At 50.3% G+C, this 16,917-nt stretch carries 19 protein-coding genes and 1 pseudogene; 11 read left to right on the plus strand and 9 right to left on the minus strand.

Translation table 11 applies throughout. The features are described from left to right. Positions 1-43: 43 nt before the first annotated feature. Both O71_RS08450 and O71_RS08455 read right to left on the minus strand, forming a co-directional pair. Positions 44-436: a hypothetical protein gene (locus tag O71_RS08450; protein ID WP_007655487.1), complete on the minus strand. Its 393-nt coding sequence runs from the start codon at positions 434-436 to the stop codon at positions 44-46. Between the two features lie 205 nt (positions 437-641). Further along, a complete protein-coding gene (locus tag O71_RS08455) occupies positions 642-1,220 on the minus strand; it encodes a hypothetical protein (RefSeq protein WP_234986303.1) in 579 nt (192 codons plus the stop codon). A 281-nt stretch (positions 1,221-1,501) separates the two neighbouring features. On the opposite strand from O71_RS08455, the pseudogene polA reads away from it, so the two are divergent. Further along, positions 1,502-4,347 (plus strand): annotated as a pseudogene (polA, locus tag O71_RS08460) (DNA polymerase I). A gap of 106 nt (positions 4,348-4,453) precedes the next feature. On the opposite strand, the gene O71_RS08465 reads toward polA, so the two are convergent. The 3 genes from O71_RS08465 to O71_RS08470 are packed head-to-tail and all read right to left on the minus strand — an operon-like array spanning position 4,454 to position 7,056. After that, a complete protein-coding gene (locus O71_RS08465) occupies positions 4,454-5,404 on the minus strand; it encodes an SGNH/GDSL hydrolase family protein (RefSeq protein WP_255345367.1) in 951 nt (316 codons plus the stop codon). Between the two features lie 5 nt (positions 5,405-5,409). Then, complete coding sequence (locus O71_RS23195; protein WP_051017730.1) at positions 5,410-5,799, minus strand: hypothetical protein; 390 nt, start codon at positions 5,797-5,799, stop codon at positions 5,410-5,412. A gap of 18 nt (positions 5,800-5,817) precedes the next feature. Continuing rightward, on the minus strand, positions 5,818-7,056 hold the full coding sequence (locus O71_RS08470) for an OmpP1/FadL family transporter (RefSeq protein WP_007655491.1): 1,239 nt from the start codon (positions 7,054-7,056) through the stop codon (positions 5,818-5,820). Positions 7,057-7,290: 234 nt separating this feature from the next. On the opposite strand from O71_RS08470, the gene O71_RS08475 reads away from it, so the two are divergent. Beyond that, positions 7,291-8,199 carry an NAD(P)/FAD-dependent oxidoreductase gene (locus O71_RS08475; RefSeq protein WP_007655492.1) on the plus strand — a complete coding sequence of 303 codons (909 nt, stop codon included), beginning with the start codon at positions 7,291-7,293 and terminating at the stop codon, positions 8,197-8,199. Here O71_RS08475 and O71_RS21630 read toward each other — a convergent pair. Both O71_RS21630 and O71_RS08480 read right to left on the minus strand, forming a co-directional pair. Next, positions 8,196-8,402 (minus strand): hypothetical protein, encoded by a 207-nt coding sequence (locus O71_RS21630; RefSeq protein ID WP_155800717.1) that lies wholly within the window; start codon positions 8,400-8,402, stop codon positions 8,196-8,198. The two genes, O71_RS08475 and O71_RS21630, sit on opposite strands and share 4 nt — an antisense overlap. A 44-nt stretch (positions 8,403-8,446) precedes the next feature. After that, a complete protein-coding gene (locus O71_RS08480; protein WP_007655495.1) occupies positions 8,447-9,040 on the minus strand; it encodes a cyanophycinase in 594 nt (197 codons plus the stop codon). A gap of 343 nt (positions 9,041-9,383) precedes the next feature. Between O71_RS08480 and O71_RS23800 the strand changes: the two genes are divergently transcribed. Genes O71_RS23800 through O71_RS23810 form a run of 3 tightly spaced genes read left to right on the plus strand, consistent with a single transcriptional unit; the run spans position 9,384 to position 10,006 of the window. Continuing rightward, positions 9,384-9,560 (plus strand): hypothetical protein, encoded by a 177-nt coding sequence (locus O71_RS23800; protein ID WP_155800719.1) that lies wholly within the window; start codon positions 9,384-9,386, stop codon positions 9,558-9,560. 52 nt (positions 9,561-9,612) lie between these two features. Then, positions 9,613-9,789, plus strand: coding sequence for a hypothetical protein (locus tag O71_RS23805; protein ID WP_155800721.1), 177 nt, complete (start codon positions 9,613-9,615; stop codon positions 9,787-9,789). Positions 9,790-9,841: 52 nt separating this feature from the next. Continuing rightward, entirely contained in the window at positions 9,842-10,006 is a 165-nt protein-coding gene (locus O71_RS23810) for a hypothetical protein (protein WP_155800723.1), read from the plus strand. Between the two features lie 178 nt (positions 10,007-10,184). Here the strand turns inward: O71_RS23810 and O71_RS08485 are convergent, their stop codons facing one another. Beyond that, positions 10,185-10,832, minus strand: a complete 648-nt coding sequence (locus O71_RS08485) for a hypothetical protein (protein WP_007655497.1) — start codon at positions 10,830-10,832, stop codon at positions 10,185-10,187. A gap of 204 nt (positions 10,833-11,036) precedes the next feature. After that, positions 11,037-11,453 (minus strand): alternative ribosome rescue aminoacyl-tRNA hydrolase ArfB, encoded by a 417-nt coding sequence (arfB, locus tag O71_RS08490; RefSeq protein ID WP_007655499.1) that lies wholly within the window; start codon positions 11,451-11,453, stop codon positions 11,037-11,039. Positions 11,454-11,588: 135 nt separating this feature from the next. Between arfB and O71_RS21635 the strand changes: the two genes are divergently transcribed. The 6 genes from O71_RS21635 to O71_RS08515 all read left to right on the plus strand — a co-directional run bounded on the left by O71_RS21635 (position 11,589) and on the right by O71_RS08515 (position 16,874). Continuing rightward, positions 11,589-11,795, plus strand: a complete 207-nt coding sequence (locus tag O71_RS21635) for a hypothetical protein (RefSeq protein WP_007655501.1) — start codon at positions 11,589-11,591, stop codon at positions 11,793-11,795. Beyond that, positions 11,777-12,157: an alpha/beta fold hydrolase gene (locus O71_RS08495; protein WP_051017731.1), complete on the plus strand. Its 381-nt coding sequence runs from the start codon at positions 11,777-11,779 to the stop codon at positions 12,155-12,157. Before O71_RS21635 ends, O71_RS08495 begins: the two co-directional genes overlap by 19 nt. A gap of 23 nt (positions 12,158-12,180) precedes the next feature. Continuing rightward, positions 12,181-12,495: an alpha/beta fold hydrolase gene (locus tag O71_RS08500; protein WP_192811654.1), complete on the plus strand. Its 315-nt coding sequence runs from the start codon at positions 12,181-12,183 to the stop codon at positions 12,493-12,495. A gap of 132 nt (positions 12,496-12,627) precedes the next feature. Beyond that, positions 12,628-13,608, plus strand: coding sequence for a TIGR03885 family FMN-dependent LLM class oxidoreductase (locus tag O71_RS08505; protein WP_007655503.1), 981 nt, complete (start codon positions 12,628-12,630; stop codon positions 13,606-13,608). Positions 13,609-13,696: 88 nt separating this feature from the next. Continuing rightward, complete coding sequence (locus O71_RS08510; RefSeq protein WP_007655504.1) at positions 13,697-14,776, plus strand: site-2 protease family protein; 1,080 nt, start codon at positions 13,697-13,699, stop codon at positions 14,774-14,776. A gap of 136 nt (positions 14,777-14,912) precedes the next feature. After that, positions 14,913-16,874 (plus strand): IPT/TIG domain-containing protein, encoded by a 1,962-nt coding sequence (locus O71_RS08515; protein WP_007655505.1) that lies wholly within the window; start codon positions 14,913-14,915, stop codon positions 16,872-16,874. Positions 16,875-16,917: the final 43 nt, after the last annotated feature.

A 16,917-nucleotide genomic window follows, 5' to 3' on the forward strand; every position in this document is an offset into this window, starting at 1 on the left:
TTTGAGTCGCCTGCTCGGCACSGKTTTCCATTACCGCTGTSCGTTAGCACCTAGCGGCATTTCCGTTAGGTGTTACGCCGAACACCTCTACAATCTGCCAGCTGCTGAATGCCTCAGCAGTCAGGGTTTGCTTTACGGGCTCCGGAAGCTCTTCCTGCGTGATTGCTTCACGCTTTACATTTTCTTCCTGTGTTGCAGTCTGAGTTTGAGTCTGTGTCTGTGTTTCAGTTGTTACCTGTGTCTCAGTCTGTACTTGCTCTTCATAGTTTACCTGATTTCCAGTTTCGGCCTGCGCTTCAGTTTCTGTTTCAGTAGTTTGTTCTACTTGCTGCTTCTTCTTCGACTTCTTTTTGTTCTTGTCAGTCTGTGCGTTAGCGTCAAGTGAGGCAAAGCCAAAGAAAGCAATGGCGGCCGCCAGGTAGGTTATTTTTTTCATAGTTTTATTCTGTCGCTCAAGTTTAATTTTTCCTAAAGCCTATTAGTCAAAACTGTGCCAAAACCATATATTTAACTCAAGTTACTCACAATCAAACCATTACAAATTAAAACGAAAATCCCCAACCTGGGGAATTCACTATAGGGTGTAGCGAAAATTCCACAGGTTGGGGATTACAAACTGGGTAATCAGGTATAGGCGGGGTTTATGCGCCTAACATAAGAGCCAAGGCAATCAGTGAGCCAAAGCCTATTCCGAAACCAGTTGCGGCCTTGCCTACTTTACGCTTGTGGGCCTGCTTCTTGAAAGCCTCACGATAAACCGGCTCTTTCATTAACTGATAGTTCGGATGAAACAGGTTGTCGACATTAGGTGGTACTGCCGCCGTTACAATGCCAGTGACCAAACCGACAGGAGGAAGCAGGAAGGTCGCTCCGGCCGTGCCCCAAAGTGGTCCTTGTCCTTTGTAGTACATTAGCGCATCATGCCGGCCCTGGTACATCAGTTCTTCAGGTGTATAGTTACGTGACGCTCCGGTACCTGTTGGTATGGCGGAAGCGGTAGCATATTCATCGTTGCTCTGCGGCAACTGGTTTAGCTGTCGCTGTGAGGGTTGGGTTGCAAATTGCATAGAGGACACATCGTTTCGGAGCACAAACCGCAGTGGGCCTTTCTCTTCGCTTAGCATGCGATAATGGATAGTGTCTTCCCCCACTTTCACAATTTTCCCTACTACTTCTTCGCCGTTCTTTTTGACGATCAGATCCTGGCTGTGGCCAAGCATGGCGGTTAGTACGAAACATACACTTAGTACCGCTCTTTTCCATGTCATGAGGTGCATCATCCTGCTTTTCTAATTTTAATTTTGTTTATTTTCATTCCTGGACTAGGAAGATACAAAGACTATTCCATTTATTGTTTAATCTCTATATTTTATTTCTACAGCAAAATTAATTTCCTGACATGTTGTAGCAATGTGGCGTATAAAGCCCCAACGGTACAAACTTAATACCCTGGCGCTACCAGAAATTTGCAAAGCAAGCCGTCAGCCTATACCTTTATAACATGAGCGAACCACGTAAAAAATTATTCCTGCTTGATGCAATGGCCCTGATTTACCGGGCGCACTTTGCCTTCAGCAAAAACCCTCGCATTAACTCCAAGGGCATGAATACGGGCGCTGTGCTCGGCTTCACCAACACCCTGGTAGAAGTACTTCAGAAAGAAAGACCCACACACATTGGCGTAGCTTTCGACTCAGCGGCCAAAACTTTTCGCCATGATAATTTCGCTGCCTACAAGGCTAACCGACAGGCCATGCCCGAGGATATTTCACTGGCTATACCTTACTGCAAAAAGATTGTAGAGGCCTTTAACATTCCGGTGCTCATCATGGACGGCTACGAGGCCGATGACATCATCGGCACCCTGGCCTGCCGCGCCGAAAAAGATGATTTTGACGTGTACATGATGACGCCTGACAAAGACTACTGCCAGTTGGTGACGGAGCATGTTTTCCTGTATAAGCCTGCTTTCCTCGGCAATGCCGTGGAGGTATGGGATGTGGCGCGGGTACTGGAGAAGTTTGAAATTGAGCGGGTGGAGCAGGTGATCGACATACTCGGTCTGCAAGGCGATGCCGTGGATAACATACCAGGTATACCGGGCATCGGTGAGAAAACGGCTAAGTCTTTGATCCAGCGTTTTGGCTCCGTAGAAAACCTGATCGCTAATGCTGACCAGCTAAAAGGCAAGCAGAAAGAAAACGTGGTAAACTTTGCCGAACAGGGCATGATGTCCAAAGAGTTGGCCACTATCCACTGCGATGTGCCCGTGCCGTTCAGCGCGGAGGCGCTTCACTACAACGGGCCTAACGAAGAACAACTGGCTGAGCTGTTTGCCGAGCTAGAGTTCCGTCAGCTGATGCAGCGTGTGCTGGGTATCTCCATGGCCGAGGCATCCCCCGCCAAAGTTGCGACCCGACGTGGCAAGCCCGCTAACCAGCAGCAAACCTCGCTATTCGACTCGGCGGCTCCTGCCGACACTGCTGTAGCTGACGAAACAGATATAGCCACCGAGCATGTGCCGTTCCAGCGCTTCAGCAATACCCTGCAGGACTACCACCTGATCGACACGCCTTCCTTGCGCCAGAGCTTGATCCGCTATCTGCAGAAACAACAGGAGATTTCCTTCGATACTGAGACCAGCAGCATCGACCCAATTACAGCTAAGCTTGTAGGCATGTCCTTCAGTTACTTGCCCGGAGAGGCCTACTATGTGCCAGTGCCTCACGACAATGAAGAAGAGGCAGTTAGCATTGCAGCTGAATTCAAAGACATACTTGAGAACCCGAGCATTGCCAAGATTGGCCAGAACATCAAGTACGACATACTGGTGATGAAGAATTATGGCATCGAAGTGAGTGGTCCGATCTTCGACACGATGCTGGCACACTACCTGCTGGAGCCTGAAATGCGCCACAACATGGATGTACTGGCTGAGACCTACCTCAATTACAGCCCTATACCTATTACCGACCTGATCGGCCCAAAAGGCAAGAATCAGATCACGATGGCCGACCTGAAGCCTGAAGAGGTGAAGGACTACGCCTGCGAAGATGCCGATATCACGCTGCGCCTGAAGCAATACTTTGAGCCACTGCTGCAGGAGCAGGGACTGATGAAGCTGTTCAACGAAGTGGAAAACCCACTCGTGCAGGTGCTGGCAGGTATAGAGAAGGAAGGTATATCGATCGACGCCAATGCGCTGGCCGATATTTCGCTGCTGCTGGAGCAGGAGATTAAAGGGATAGAGACCCGTATCTTCGAACTGGCTGACACAGAGTTTAACATCGGCTCACCGAAACAACTCGGCGAAGTGCTCTTCGACAAAATGGGGCTACATGGCAAGGCCAAGATCAAAAAGACGAAGACCGGGCAGTACGCCACAGGTGAGGAGATCCTCTCCAAGCTGGCTGGCGAGCACGAGATTGTACGCCTGATCCTGGACCACCGCGAACTTTCGAAGCTCAAGTCGACCTACGTGGATGCCTTGCCGCAGCTCGTGTGCGAACTGGATAACCGCGTGCATACCTCGTTCAACCAGGCGGTAACGGCTACAGGACGCTTGAGCTCCACTAACCCGAATCTGCAGAATATTCCAATCCGCACCGAACGCGGCCGCGAAATTCGCAAAGCCTTTGTGCCTCGCAACAGCAAGCACCTGATCATCTCGGCGGACTACTCCCAGATCGAGCTGCGCATCATGGCTGACTTTAGTGGTGACCCAACCATGAAAGAGGCTTTCAAAAACGGGCTGGACATCCACGCCTCTACAGCCAGCAAGGTGTTCCATGTGCCGCTCGACCAGGTAGACAGCGAAATGCGTCGCAAGGCCAAGACCATTAACTTCGGCATCATCTACGGCATTTCAGCGTTCGGCTATCCGAGCGACTAGGTATACCACGCCGCGAAGCTGCTGACATCATTGAGGCTTATTTTGAGGAGTTCCCAGCCGTGAAAGAGTACATGGACAGCGCCATTGAGAAGGCCCGAGAACATGAATATGTAGAGACTGTGCTGGGCCGCCGTCGCTACCTCCGCGACATTAACTCCCGCAACGCCACAGTACGTGGGTTTGCCGAGCGCAACGCCGTAAACGCCCCCATTCAGGGTACTGCCGCCGATATCATCAAGATCGCGATGATCAACATACATGAGTACCTGCGCCACGAAAACCTGAAGACCCGCATGATCCTGCAGGTGCATGACGAACTGCTGTTCGATGCACCGAAAGAAGAAGTGGACATCGTAACGCCGAAGATCGTGGAACTGATGACCAATGCCCTGCCGCTAAGCGTGCCGATGGAGGTGGGCTTGGGCGTAGGCAAGAACTGGCTGGAAGCACACTAAGGTATACAAGCCTATAAGGCTGCTTATACCTGCTGCTATACCTGATAAAAACAGAAAGGCGCCTCCCGCAAAGGAGGCGCCTTTCTTGTTACGGAGATACTGTGTGTTACTGCACAGGGAAAAGAACTGTGCGGTATTGAGTTTCGTCAACTAATGGAATATTAGCATTGTAGTTGCTGTTTATCACTCGGATAAATTCATTCGCCACAATAGCATTTCCACGTGGCGTCAGGTGGATACCATCTAACGAGAACACATTACCCGTGATAAATGCGGAACTGTAAGGCACACCGTTCTGTACGAATGGTCTAGCAAATCTTTCTGTAAAGAATTTGTTAACATCAAATACAGGAATGTTGTTAGCTGCAGCAACTTCAGCAATTACTTTATTCAGCTCCTGCGTGTGAACTCTAACCTCAGCTACTTCATCTTTATCAAGCACCTCATTATCATTCAAAGGGTTAAGAGGATGGAAGCCATGAGGAATTGACACACCTGGTGCAATCTGATCAACACGGCCTATAGCTGCCTGAGTAGTCAACAGGACTAAGTCGCCTTCGCCCAATTCACGAACGCCTGTAGGTCCTTCAGCAACGCGGATGTAAACCTTCAGGTCATTCATACCCGCTGATTTTCTGATTGCATCAAGTGTTACCGTAGTGAAAAAAGGAGTAGCTGCCACATCCGGAATGTTTGCAATAACACCTTCTACTTGACCACCTTGGGCCAGTGCTCCAACTAATTGAGTATAAATGGCTCTAAAAGTAGCAACAGGTGTTTTGTCGCCAAATGGGTTGGCCGGGTTAACAACAGCACCATTTGTTGCATAGGTTAGTACGTCGTTATTACCAAGCCAAAGTGTAAAGAAGGTCGGCTGAGACTCGGCAACCTTTGCTACGTAGCTCTTTGCGCCTACTTCTGCATCTGTTAATAAACGATCGAAATATGGGTTTACACCTCCATAGATAGGCGTCGCACTAGATAAAACTGACATCCCTGGAACCGCATAGTTATTAACAGGGTCCGTGAATTTTGTAAGTCGGGGTCCACCTGGCAAAGGAGCTACATCTGTGCGAACTGCCAGGTTTGTAGTAACAGGGTCAATATTGGAGAAGGAGATGCTCCAGGCGCTGCAGGAGGGTTAAAGCCTGTTAGCCTTAAATATCCACTACCATTTGCCTGTGCTTCTGTAAAAAGAGGTTGAATGAAGTTACCTCCTCCTACTGTTTCAAACTGCTGTGCCATCAACGCAGGGAAGGATGAAAGCTGTGCTTCACGATATAATCCTCCATCCTGATAGCCAGCAGTCAAAGAATTTCCAACAGCTACATACTTTGTAAAATCTAACTCGCCCGAACTAGGGCTTGCCACATCTATCTCTGGATCGCAGCTTGAAAGAAGTACACCAGCCACCAAGGCCAGCATGCTCGACTTAAAGAAAAACTTTTTCATATACTTTACTAAAGAAAATTAGAATTTGAAGTTAAGACCGATGCCAGGAATGTAGGCCACTGCCTTGAAAGTGCCAGGTATACCACCAGACAGGTTAGCGGCATCAGTTCTCTCTTTTCTGTTGATGTAAAGGAAAGATGCGTCGATGCTGAAGTTTTCAGAAACGGAGTACCCTATACCTGCAGAAAGACCACGTGAGTCTGAATCCGGCGTTTCTGGTGTCAGGTAGCCGTCCTGTACAGGTGTCTTGTCAAGGTAAGCACCGGCACGAAGGGCCAAGGCATCTGTTGCCATGTACTCACCACCGATGCGATAGATGAAAGCGTTCTCGTAGTTACGGCTAGCCTCTGAGAAAGGACTGCCACCCACGTTCTGGCTGAAATCGAAGCGCAGCTTCTCATAGGCATCCCAGCCTACATGGCTCACATCTGCAGCTAATGTCAGACGCTCGTTTGGCTTGAAGCCTATACCCACTGAAAGTGTTGAAGGCATTGGCAGTTCCGCGTTGAAAGTCGTGCCATCAGGGAAGTTGCCGCGTGCAGCCGTTGGAATGTTACTGAACATCACATCGCCACCTTCTACACTCAGGTTTACTTTGGAGCGGTAGTTCACACCGATAGAGAATTTCTCTGTTGGCTGGAAGAAAATACCTGCGTTGAAGCCAAACGCTGATTCAGCGCTGCCATCCAGTTCAATACCGCCTTCAGTGCCGTCCTGGCTCTGCACAGGCAGCGAACGCTGCAGGTTTACACTTCCAATTACATACGAAAGACCTACACCTATACCCAGCTTGTCAGTAATAGCATAGCTAATAGTCGGCTGCACATAAATAGCCTGCAGTTTCAGCTGGTTCAATCCATAACGGCCGCTCCACTCATCGCCCCAGTTCACGGTGCTGCCAAACGGCGTGTATACACCAAGGCCAGCAGAGAATTTCTCATTTATGTTGTACACGCCATACACCTGGAAAGGAGTACCCAGTGGGTTATCTGTACGAGCCGTAACACCTCCAGACTCAGGAGCAGAATAGGCAATTCTGGAGACAAGCGCACTGCCGCCTATCGTCACGCCACTGTAGCCGATGTGGCTCATGGCTCCAGGGTTAAAGAAGATGCTGGACGTACCTGTCAGAAGGCCTGTACCCGTGTGGCCCATACCAATCTGGCGCTGGCTCGCCAGGTTTACCTGGTATCCGCCAGCCATGGCCGTACCTGTGAGCAGGGCGCTACCTAATAAGGCTAAGATTTTGCTTTTCATAAAATGCGACTTGTTTAAATATAGGGTGTTAATAAGGTAAAACAAATATATAAAACATTAATACTTCCTAAAGCACATGCACCACCTTTTTTCAAATAAAATCAGTTTTTGGTCGAAAAATTTTCTGTTCTATCCGGACAGCTTTGAACAAAGCTTACCGAAAGCAGTTTTTTTGATGCGAAAGCTATCCCAGAAAGGGATTCTGCGTTTATAGAGTCTCAACTTAAAACCCAAATGAAGGAACAATTCGACGTGATTATAATAGGCGGAGGGCCTGCTGGCCTGAATGCCGCCATGATACTGGGGCGTTCGCGACGTAAAGTGCTCTTGTTTGACAGTGGCAAGCCCCGCAACCGGTGGGCCACCAGCATGAATGGCTTTTTGTCCAGTGACGGGGTAAACCCGCGTGATTTTATAAAGAAGGGACGCGAAGAACTCGTAAAATACGGCGTGCAGATAATAGACCGTGCCGTGAAAACAGCCACTTATAGCAAAGGCCAGTATGTAGTAGACGACGAGGACGAAAATGTATACCACTCACGCAAGATGCTGCTGGCTACCGGCCTCAGAGATGCTCTGCCTGAAGTGGAAGGCATAGAAGAACTTTATGGCCAGAGTGTGCACCACTGCCCGTACTGCGACGGCTGGGAGAATCGTGACAAAGCCATAGCTGTATACGGAAAAGACCGCAGCGGCATAGGCCAGGCCCTGGCCATGAAAAACTGGAGTGACGATGTGACCTTGTATACCGACGGCACCCAGAAACTCAACAACAAAGACATGGAATTGCTCAACCTAAACGGAGTAAAGGTATGCACGGAAGCGATTACCCGTCTGGAGGGCGATGACGGCATGCTACAACGAATTGTTTTGCAGAACGGCGAGTCGAAGCAACAGGGGGCCCTTTTCTTTTCGGGCGAAACCAGTCAGCAGTCGGATATCGGCCGGCAGCTGGGCTGTGAGTTTACCGGCAAAGGTGTCATCAAGACACGTCGTCTACAGCAAGCCAACATTCCGGGCCTTTATGTGGCCGGTGATGCGGCCCGTGATATGCAACTGGTGATTGTGGCGGCAGCCGAGGGCGCCAAAGCCGGGGTGGCCATCAACATGGAGTTGCAGCAGGAGGACAGAGTAAAACCTTAGGCTATGCTGGCAGTAGCATCGCTGGCCTCCTGGGCGGGGCTTGGCAGATGCTGCTCCACAGGCTGAAAAAGGTGCTCCTTCAGGCAATAGCGGTATCCCTCTACCAGCATGTGCATAATCAGGTGCTCTACGGCAATAGGCTCGTTTTCAGATACCTGCCTTGTATTGGTGAACCGGATCTTGCTGGCGTCAATGATTGTCACAACTCCTGTGCCGAACACTTCTATTTTATTCCCCTCTTTGATAATTATGCCGTTTCCTCGCTCAACCCCACGCCAACATACGCCGGATCGTGCGCCACAGCATGGGCTAGTCGCCCGAAGCGGCCACGCTCCACAAAGTGCGTGTCGATGTATACATGGCTGATAAACCCGAAGCCGATCGTGGTTTTCATCTCTCCTTTGATAAGCGAGTAGTGTCCGTAGCCATCGTAGATCATACGGTCTGACATGATGGCGGCCCCTGCGCTGGTGCCGGCTATGATGATGGGCTCCTGGTGATAACGGCGACGCATGATCTCGAGTAGCTGTGTCCCGTTCAGAAACTCAATTAAACGAACCTGGTCCCCCCCCGTAAAAAAGATAACGTCAGCCTGCTGGATGCGGCTGATATACTCTGGCTGGTCAGCGGCGTGGTTTTCGTCGATGAGCATGAACTGCACACAGTCACAGCCTAGCTCTTCAAAGGCTTCTTTGTACGCCTTACCAGACTCTTCTGGATCACTGGTAGCAGTTGCTATTACTTCGATACGGGAATGTATCGGACATATCTCAGACCTGATCAACTTAATTAAGTCATCATCATACCCACCGCCGAGCGCTATTAAGGTACCTTTATACATTGGTGCTCCTGTTTATTTGACTATTCACGTTCTCCTCACGATAAACGCCTGTACACTTTACAATTGAGTGCCCGAAAAGATCTGAACGGCACAGCAGTCTGTTAAAATCCTGTTCGTTTTCGAACAAACACCTGTACGCTATTGGACGATTTAAGTAGACAAACCGTTAATCTAAATTCATAATTACCTTATTATCAGCATTTTAACTGAATGGCACATAAAATGCAATATGCTAATCAGAAATAAAAAAAAATTTAGGAATGCCAAGCAACCTTTTACCTAACTCCTCTATCTATTAAGTACTTACAACATGAAACGAAAAACCTTTTAAATATCAACTATTATGAAAATCATCATCTTATTATTCGCCATAGTACTCGGCTTCGGAGCCACCTGCAAAAAGACAGCAGACGATATCAGAGTAACAGCCGCCAAGTACAAACTGCAGCAAGAGCAAAAAGAGCTACGCAGCTACCCTAACCTGTTGCCAGAAGTGCTGATCGTAGCACCAAAGGCCTAACATCCTGACTGATCTCAACCCAATATACAACATCATCTTAACCTGAATTACTATGAAAATCCTGATTCTTTTGTTTGGACTTACAGCCGCCTTCGGAGCTGCTGGCAAAAAAACTACCAGCGACCTGAAAGAAATGAAGCATCGCCAGGAGCTAAAGGAACTGCAGCGCTATCCTAACCTGCTTCCTGAGGTAGTGATTACCATTTCGCGTGACTCTCTCATAAAGTAGCATACCTGATTATACCTGTTTCCTAACTCCGCCATTAGTACTGAATAAAACCATGAAAATCATCATTCTTTTGTTAGCCCTGGTAGCTGCCTTTGGCTTTGCCTTGAAAAAAACAGTTGACGAGCGTGCGCTGCTGGCTGATCGCTTGCAACAGGAGCGCCTCACCTTGCTTTACAGCAACGAAGCTCCTGCTTCTCAGCCCGTGGCCATGCTATAGTTCCGCACCTTTTTCAGGGCCTTTGCCAAACCGTATAACAAAGCTTATACCTGGGCCCAGCATTCACAAAGCCTTTTCCTACACCACCGTTACGCTCTTGCACAGACAGGGCGAACAGAAAGACATTGCCCTTATAAAATAGCAATCGCCCGACCTGAATGGGGTCGGGCGATTGCTGCTAATTTTCCTTTTTCTTGAATATCTTGTTCAGGTCTATCCGCTTCTCAGGTTCAGGCTCAGGAGCAGGTTCCTCTTTCTTACCGAATGGCCATACCTTCTTTTTAGGGGGCTCCGGTTCTTTCTTCTTGCCAAAAGGCCAACCCGATTTCTCCTCTTCCACCTCTTGCTTGCCAAATGGCCAGATCCGTTTTTTTTCTTTCTTCTCGGGCACAATTACGTAGCGGATCGAGATGCCTGTGGCCAGGTTTACCCAGTCTTCGTGGTTGAAGTGCAGCGCCGGTTTTACATCAGCTGAGAGCAAAATAGGCAAGCCGTTTATCTTGTACTCCACTCCCACAATGGCATCCAAACCGGTGAACACGCCCTGGTCTTTCAGATTTCCGATGTGGCCGCCGCCGCCCAGGTAGTAGTTGAAGCGCTTGCCCAGCATGGGCCAGTGCCGCTGATAAAGCAAGGTGCCACTATACTCCCGCGACCCAACCAGCGCTATACCTTCCAGTGTGGTTTTCTCTGCAATGCGCTGCTGCACGGTGGCTCCAAACTGGTCGCCACCGAGTCGTATACCTGCTGCTGTTCTGTATTTCTGCGCCTGGCTGGCCGTAGCCGCTCCCGCCACCAATAGTACCGTAATAAAAATCTTCTTCATGGTTTGTATCCGGAGTCTGACTCCTGCCGCTGCAAATATCTTACCTATTCTGTACAAATAGCGCAGTGCAATGTCAGCAAGCCGATGTTTTTTTGAAAAGAACTCCTGGCTACCGTAAGGCGCCACTGCGAGAACTGAACTATGGGAACGCCCGCATTCACGAGACAGGTATACCTGAGCGGAGAAATAGATGATGGCTATACCTTAGTAGTCGCCTTTGAAACCGCCACGGCTGGCCTTTTTGTCGGATTGGCGGCGCTTGCTTTCGAGGCGTTTGCGCACGGATGCTCGTGTGGGCTTGGTGGCTTTGCGCTTTTTCTGTCGGGTAAGTGCCTGCCGGAGCAGCTCATAGAAGCGCTCAATGCACTGCTCCTTGTTCTGCAACTGGCTGCGCTCTGCCTGGCACACCACCTGCAGAAAGCCCTCATTGTTGATGCGGCTAGCCAGTTTCTCCAACACCAGTGCCTTTTCCTCGTCTGTCAGCAGTTCTGAGTCGCCCACATGGAAGCGCAGCTCAACCTTGCTGGCTACCTTATTCACGTTTTGCCCGCCAGCTCCCCCACTACGCGAAGCCTGAAAGCTCAGCTCCCGCTCAAAGTCACGTTCTCTAATATCTGTCATACCGATGCTATACCTTTCAAATCAATCTTGTAGCCAGCTCTTTATACCTGTTCACCAATAATATGCAGCAAATATGCGTCTTTTCATCTTTTCGAGCGTCTTTTGTGAAATTTTTGATCACCTCATACCTGTTCTATGAAAATGTTACGCTTTGTCTGCCTGTTTATGCTGCTTGCACTTACGCAAATCACGCAGGCTGTCAACAAGTCATTTTACTTCACTACTTCTGATGGTGTGCAGCTATACGTGCGCATGGCAGGCGAGGGCAAGCCCTGCCTCTTTATCCACGGCGGCCCGGCTCCTGGACTAAATACTTTTATGCGTTGGGTGGCGATGTGGTAGAACAGGACATGACCATGATCTACGTAGACCAGCGCGGCTGCGGCCGTTCCTCCAGCTCCGAAACCAAAGACTACTCCCTGGCCCGCGTGGTGCAGGACTTTGAAGAGCTGCGTGAGCACCTGGGTTACAACAAGTGGATGATCATGCCGCACTCCTTTGGTGGCACCATCGCGACCGAGTATGCTTACCAACATCCGAAACGTATCAGCGCTGCCATATTTGTAAACTCCACGCTATACCTGAACGATGCCTTGGAAAGTTACATCAAAAACGGCGCTCGCCTGCTTGGCAAACCTGAGTCTGACTTCCGTAAAACTGGCGGCTCAATCGGTGAAGCACTGAACGGGTCGCCTACCAGCTGAACCAACAGAATGTGATGTACAAAATGATGTATCCTAAAAAGGAAATGTTTGACCAGATGAACGCCGTGATGGACACCACCCTCAACTGGGACTTTGGCAGCAAGGTATGGGACTTCCCGGAATACGCGCAGGACTTCACTATTAAGAGCGCATCGCTTAAAATGCCGGTACTGGTCATCTCGGGCAACAATGATTTATCAGTAGGGCCTGAGCATTACCGTCTGTTCAAGTTCAGGAACGCCACTTACCGCCCCATGGCAACGGGCCATTGCCCTTATCAGGAGCAGACGGCACTTTTCCACAAGCATGTGAAAACCTTTCTGGCGAACGTAAAATAACCCGGACTATCTACCTGGACAAGAAAGGGGCAGGCCATATCGGATTGCTCCTTTTTTTGTGTCCGTAGCTTCACGCGAAACCAAAGCGCAAAGCATCGCCGTATGCCATAGAATAAATTTGTGGCTATACCTATGAACCCAAACAATAATACGCTCCGAATCGGCTACCATGCCTCGCACGAACAGTTTAAGCCGAGTGAGCTCCTCCAGTATGTACAAAAGGCCGAGCAGGCGGGCTTCAATGCCTCCATGTCATCTGATCACTACACCCCCTGGAGCCTCGACCAGGGCGAAAGCGGCTTTGCTTGGTCATGGCTTGGAGCTGCCATGCAGGCTACTAAACTGCCTTTTGGTATAGTCAATGCCCCAGGTCAGCGCTACCATCCTGCCATCATCGCACAGGCCGCCGCTACGCTTGCCGAGATGTTTCCGGAACGCTTCTGGGTAGCCATGGGTAGCGGGCAATACATAAACGAGCAAATTACCGGTGATCCCTGGCCCGTGAAGCAAGACCGCAACAACCGACTGAAGGAGTGCGTCGATATCATCCGGGCGCTTTGGGACGGCGAAACTGTCACCCACCACGGTCTTGTGAAAGTGGAACAGGCCAAGCTCTATACCCGCGCCAAGGTAGCTCCTAAAATCATCGGGGCGGCCATCACCGAAGAAACAGCAGAGTGGGTGGGCAGCTGGGCCGATGGCATGATCACCGTATCAAAGCCGCCAAAAGAACTTAAGAAAATGGTGGAAGCCTTTCACAGAGGTGGCGGCGAGGGAAAGCCCATGTACCTGAAAGTCCAGCTCTCCTACGACAAAGACGAGAAAGCGGCCTTGCAGGGAGCTCATGACCAGTGGCGATCCAACATCTTCCCGAGCGCTGTGCTCTCTGATATGCGTACGGCCAAGCAACTGGAGCAGGCAGCCATGTTTGTGCGCGAAGAGGACCTTCGGGAGCATGTTCGGGTTTCAGCCGAACCAGGCCAGCACCTCGAGTGGCTGCAGCAGGACATCGACCTGGGCTTCAGTCAGCTGATTCTGCATAATGTAAACCTGGAGCAGGAGCGCTTTATTGATGTGTTTGGCGACAAGGTTGTGCCACAGCTTTTAGGATAGAGCATAGCACTGCCACAAAGCATGTTTTGTTATTAACTTATAGCGTATAAGCACGTTACAGGTATAACACGACTCGTATACACGCCCTATGAAATGGTCCCTTAACCTTGGCAGAATAGCGGGCATCAAGATCCTGGTGCACTGGACATTCCTGATCCTGATCGGTTGGATCGTGTTTTCGGAAATGCAGCGGGGTTCCGACATGACCACCACTCTTTTGTCGGTGGCCTTTGTGATGACCATTTTTTTGTGCGTAGTGCTGCACGAGCTTGGGCATGCGCTCACAGCAAGGCGTTACGGAGTCAGCACCAAAATGATCACGCTGCTACCCATAGGCGGTGTGGCCAGCCTGGAGCGTATACCTGAAAATCCGAAGCAGGAACTCATGATCGCCATCGCCGGCCCTGCCGTGAATGTGATGATCGCCTTTGTGCTTTGGCTGATACTGCCTTCTCTGAATGAGATACCCGGCGAGGAGTTTTTTACACGTATCACACCGGCTAACTTCCTATACCTGCTATTCTTTGTAAACCTGATGCTTGTCATCTTCAATGCTATACCTGCGTTTCCGATGGATGGCGGGCGTGTACTGCGGGCTTTGCTGGCTTTTAAGCTAGGTCGGGTGCGGGCTACTCAGATCGCGGCAAACCTGGGGCAGCTGCTGGCTATCTTCTTTGTGTTTATCGGCTTTTTCTACAACCCTTTTCTGATCCTGATCGGCATCTTCGTTTTCTTTGGTGCTTGGTCCGAGAATATGATCGTGCAGCACCTTGATTTTCTGCGCGGCCATCTGGTGCGCGAAGGTATGATGACCAATTTCGTGACCCTGGCACCCACTGAAACCGTACGTGACGCCCTTGGCAAGCTTCTCAAAGGCTCGGAGCATGACTTTGTGGTGGAGCAGGACGGACAGGTGGTTGGCACGCTCACCCGGATGCAGCTGATACAAGCCGTAAAAGAAGAAAAAATAGAGAGCCCGGTATCGGATATCATGACACAGGAGGTTAAAGCTTTCAATGTGCAGGACAAGCTAGCTGAGGCCTACACGGAACTACAGAAAACAAAGGCGCCACTTTACCCGGTACTCGAGAATGGTCGCCTTGCCGGCGTGATCAACACAGATAACATCAATGAATTTATTCTGATTAAATCTGCCTTGGCTCATTAAATTTAAAACTATGGCTACCTGGCAAAAGCTATACTTGATTTACTGCTCCTGACACACAATTTTATTATATTTGGCATTAAACCACGCATACCTCTGCACATCCTTTTGCGTAATAGAACGTTATGGCCGCTTAGGAATGCGACATCCTGATTTTATCGATAGCAAAACTGACAATCCGCACCAGTCTATGACCACCATACTCCCAACACCTGACCGTCTGTGGTCACGAAGCGCTGCCATCCTGTTGGCATTACTTCTTTCGGTGATTTCCTTTGCGGCACAAGCCTCCGAAGACCTGCACATGGTGCCTATCCCACTTGAAGAGCGCATAAAAGCGGCTGACATCATTGTAGAGGGCGAAGTAGTAGCTCAAAGATCATTCTGGGATGCCAGACAGGAGCTTATCTATACAGCACATACTGTCCGGCTTTTCAAAATATTCAAGGGAGAGGTAAAGGAGCGTCAGGTAGAGGTGATCACGGATGGTGGTACCGTTGGCCTGGCGATGCATACCGTTTCATCAGCACTTCAGCTGCAAAAAGGGCAGCAGGGCATGTTTTTTCTGAGCAGAGGTGCTCCTACAGGTATAGTTGCCAGTGCAGCTTCAATTATTACCAGACCATACGCCAGCCGGCAGGGCTTTGTGCGCTATGATGTGGAACGGGGTACTGCTGCCGATCCTTTCAGGCAGTACAAGTCGGTGCAGGAGGTATATCAGGCGGTGACTTCCCGCATGGGGCAGCAATATAAAACTGTTGTAGTGAATGACAGGCTGGACTCAGGTCTGAAGGCACAGTTGAAGCAGCAGAGCACGCAGGCGACGCAGGCTGTCGTGGTAACCAGCTTTAGCCCTGCCCGCACCAGTGCCGGTACTAGCGCCATCCTCACCATTAACGGCACAGGCTTCGGCAGTTCACGGGGCAACGGATTTGTGGAGTTCCCCAATGCCGACGATGGAGGCACTACCATGGTCCGCCCCTATGCCTCTGACTACTTATCATGGAGCAATAACCAGATTAGATTAAGGGTGCCTTCTTATACCCAGACAGGCGGTACGGCTGGCACGGGTCAGATAAAAGTCACTGCGAATGACGGAACTTCAGGTATGAGTGCCGGCACGCTCATAATCGAATTCGCTTATTCCAATGTAGTAGCTGAAGGTGGCAACACGCCCTTCCAGCCTTTGCTGATTGATGCAAACAGGAGCGGCGGCTACACCATACAATTTGCCCCTAGCATGCAAAACAGAGCGGCTGCGCAGGAGGGTTTCAGACGTGCTGTGAACAATTGGGTGTGCACCACAAATGTAAACTGGATAATCGGAGCTGCTACCACAACGGAGAGTTCAGCTGACGATAGCCGTAGCGTCATTCGCTTTGCGTCCTCGGCTGTGACTGGCCAGGGTGTGCTGGCCCGCACAATAAGCAAGTATAGAGGCTGTGTGGCCATTAGCGGCACGCGTCGCGATACAACCTTCTGGCTCACGGAATTTGACATGGAGATCAACAGCAACATCAGCTGGCAGTACGGTCCGGGTGCTCCGGCCACCAATCAATTCGACTTCGAAACGGTGATCCTGCACGAGTTGGGTCATGCGCACCAGCTTGGCCACGTTATTTTGCCGAATACCCTGATGCACTATAATATAGGCCGCAGGACGCAAATCCGTGACCTGACTCCTCCTGATATAGCAGGAGCCAACCTGGTACTAAACCGGAGTCTTACCCCTCCTGCCTGTGGAGGGCGTTCTGCCATGACACCTAAGCTGGATGGCGAGTGCAACCTGGCTTCCGAAATCTTCACCTTCGACGCTGCCTTTACGAACGCTGGCGCCGTGGAGGTTATATGGACAACCAGCACGGAGCAAGGTATAGCCCGCTTTGTGGTTCAGCGCAGCCAGGACGGACAAACCTGGGAAGACGTAGGTCAGGTTCCGGCCTCCGGACAAGCCCGCGACTATACCTTCACTGACAGCAGTCCGCTGCCGCGCCGTAGCTATTACCGCTTGCGTGTGGTCTACAGCAATAACTCAGAAGCATTCTCAGGCAGAGTGCTGGTGCTTAACCCAAGCGACCTCGCGTCTTCAGGTATACCCTAACCCAACTGGACTTGGACCACCAACTAGCCAATGGTTCGCCAGG

Origin of the sequence: Pontibacter sp. BAB1700, from assembly GCF_000277005.1 — a bacterium.
Lineage (GTDB): Bacteria > Bacteroidota > Bacteroidia > Cytophagales > Hymenobacteraceae > Pontibacter > Pontibacter lucknowensis.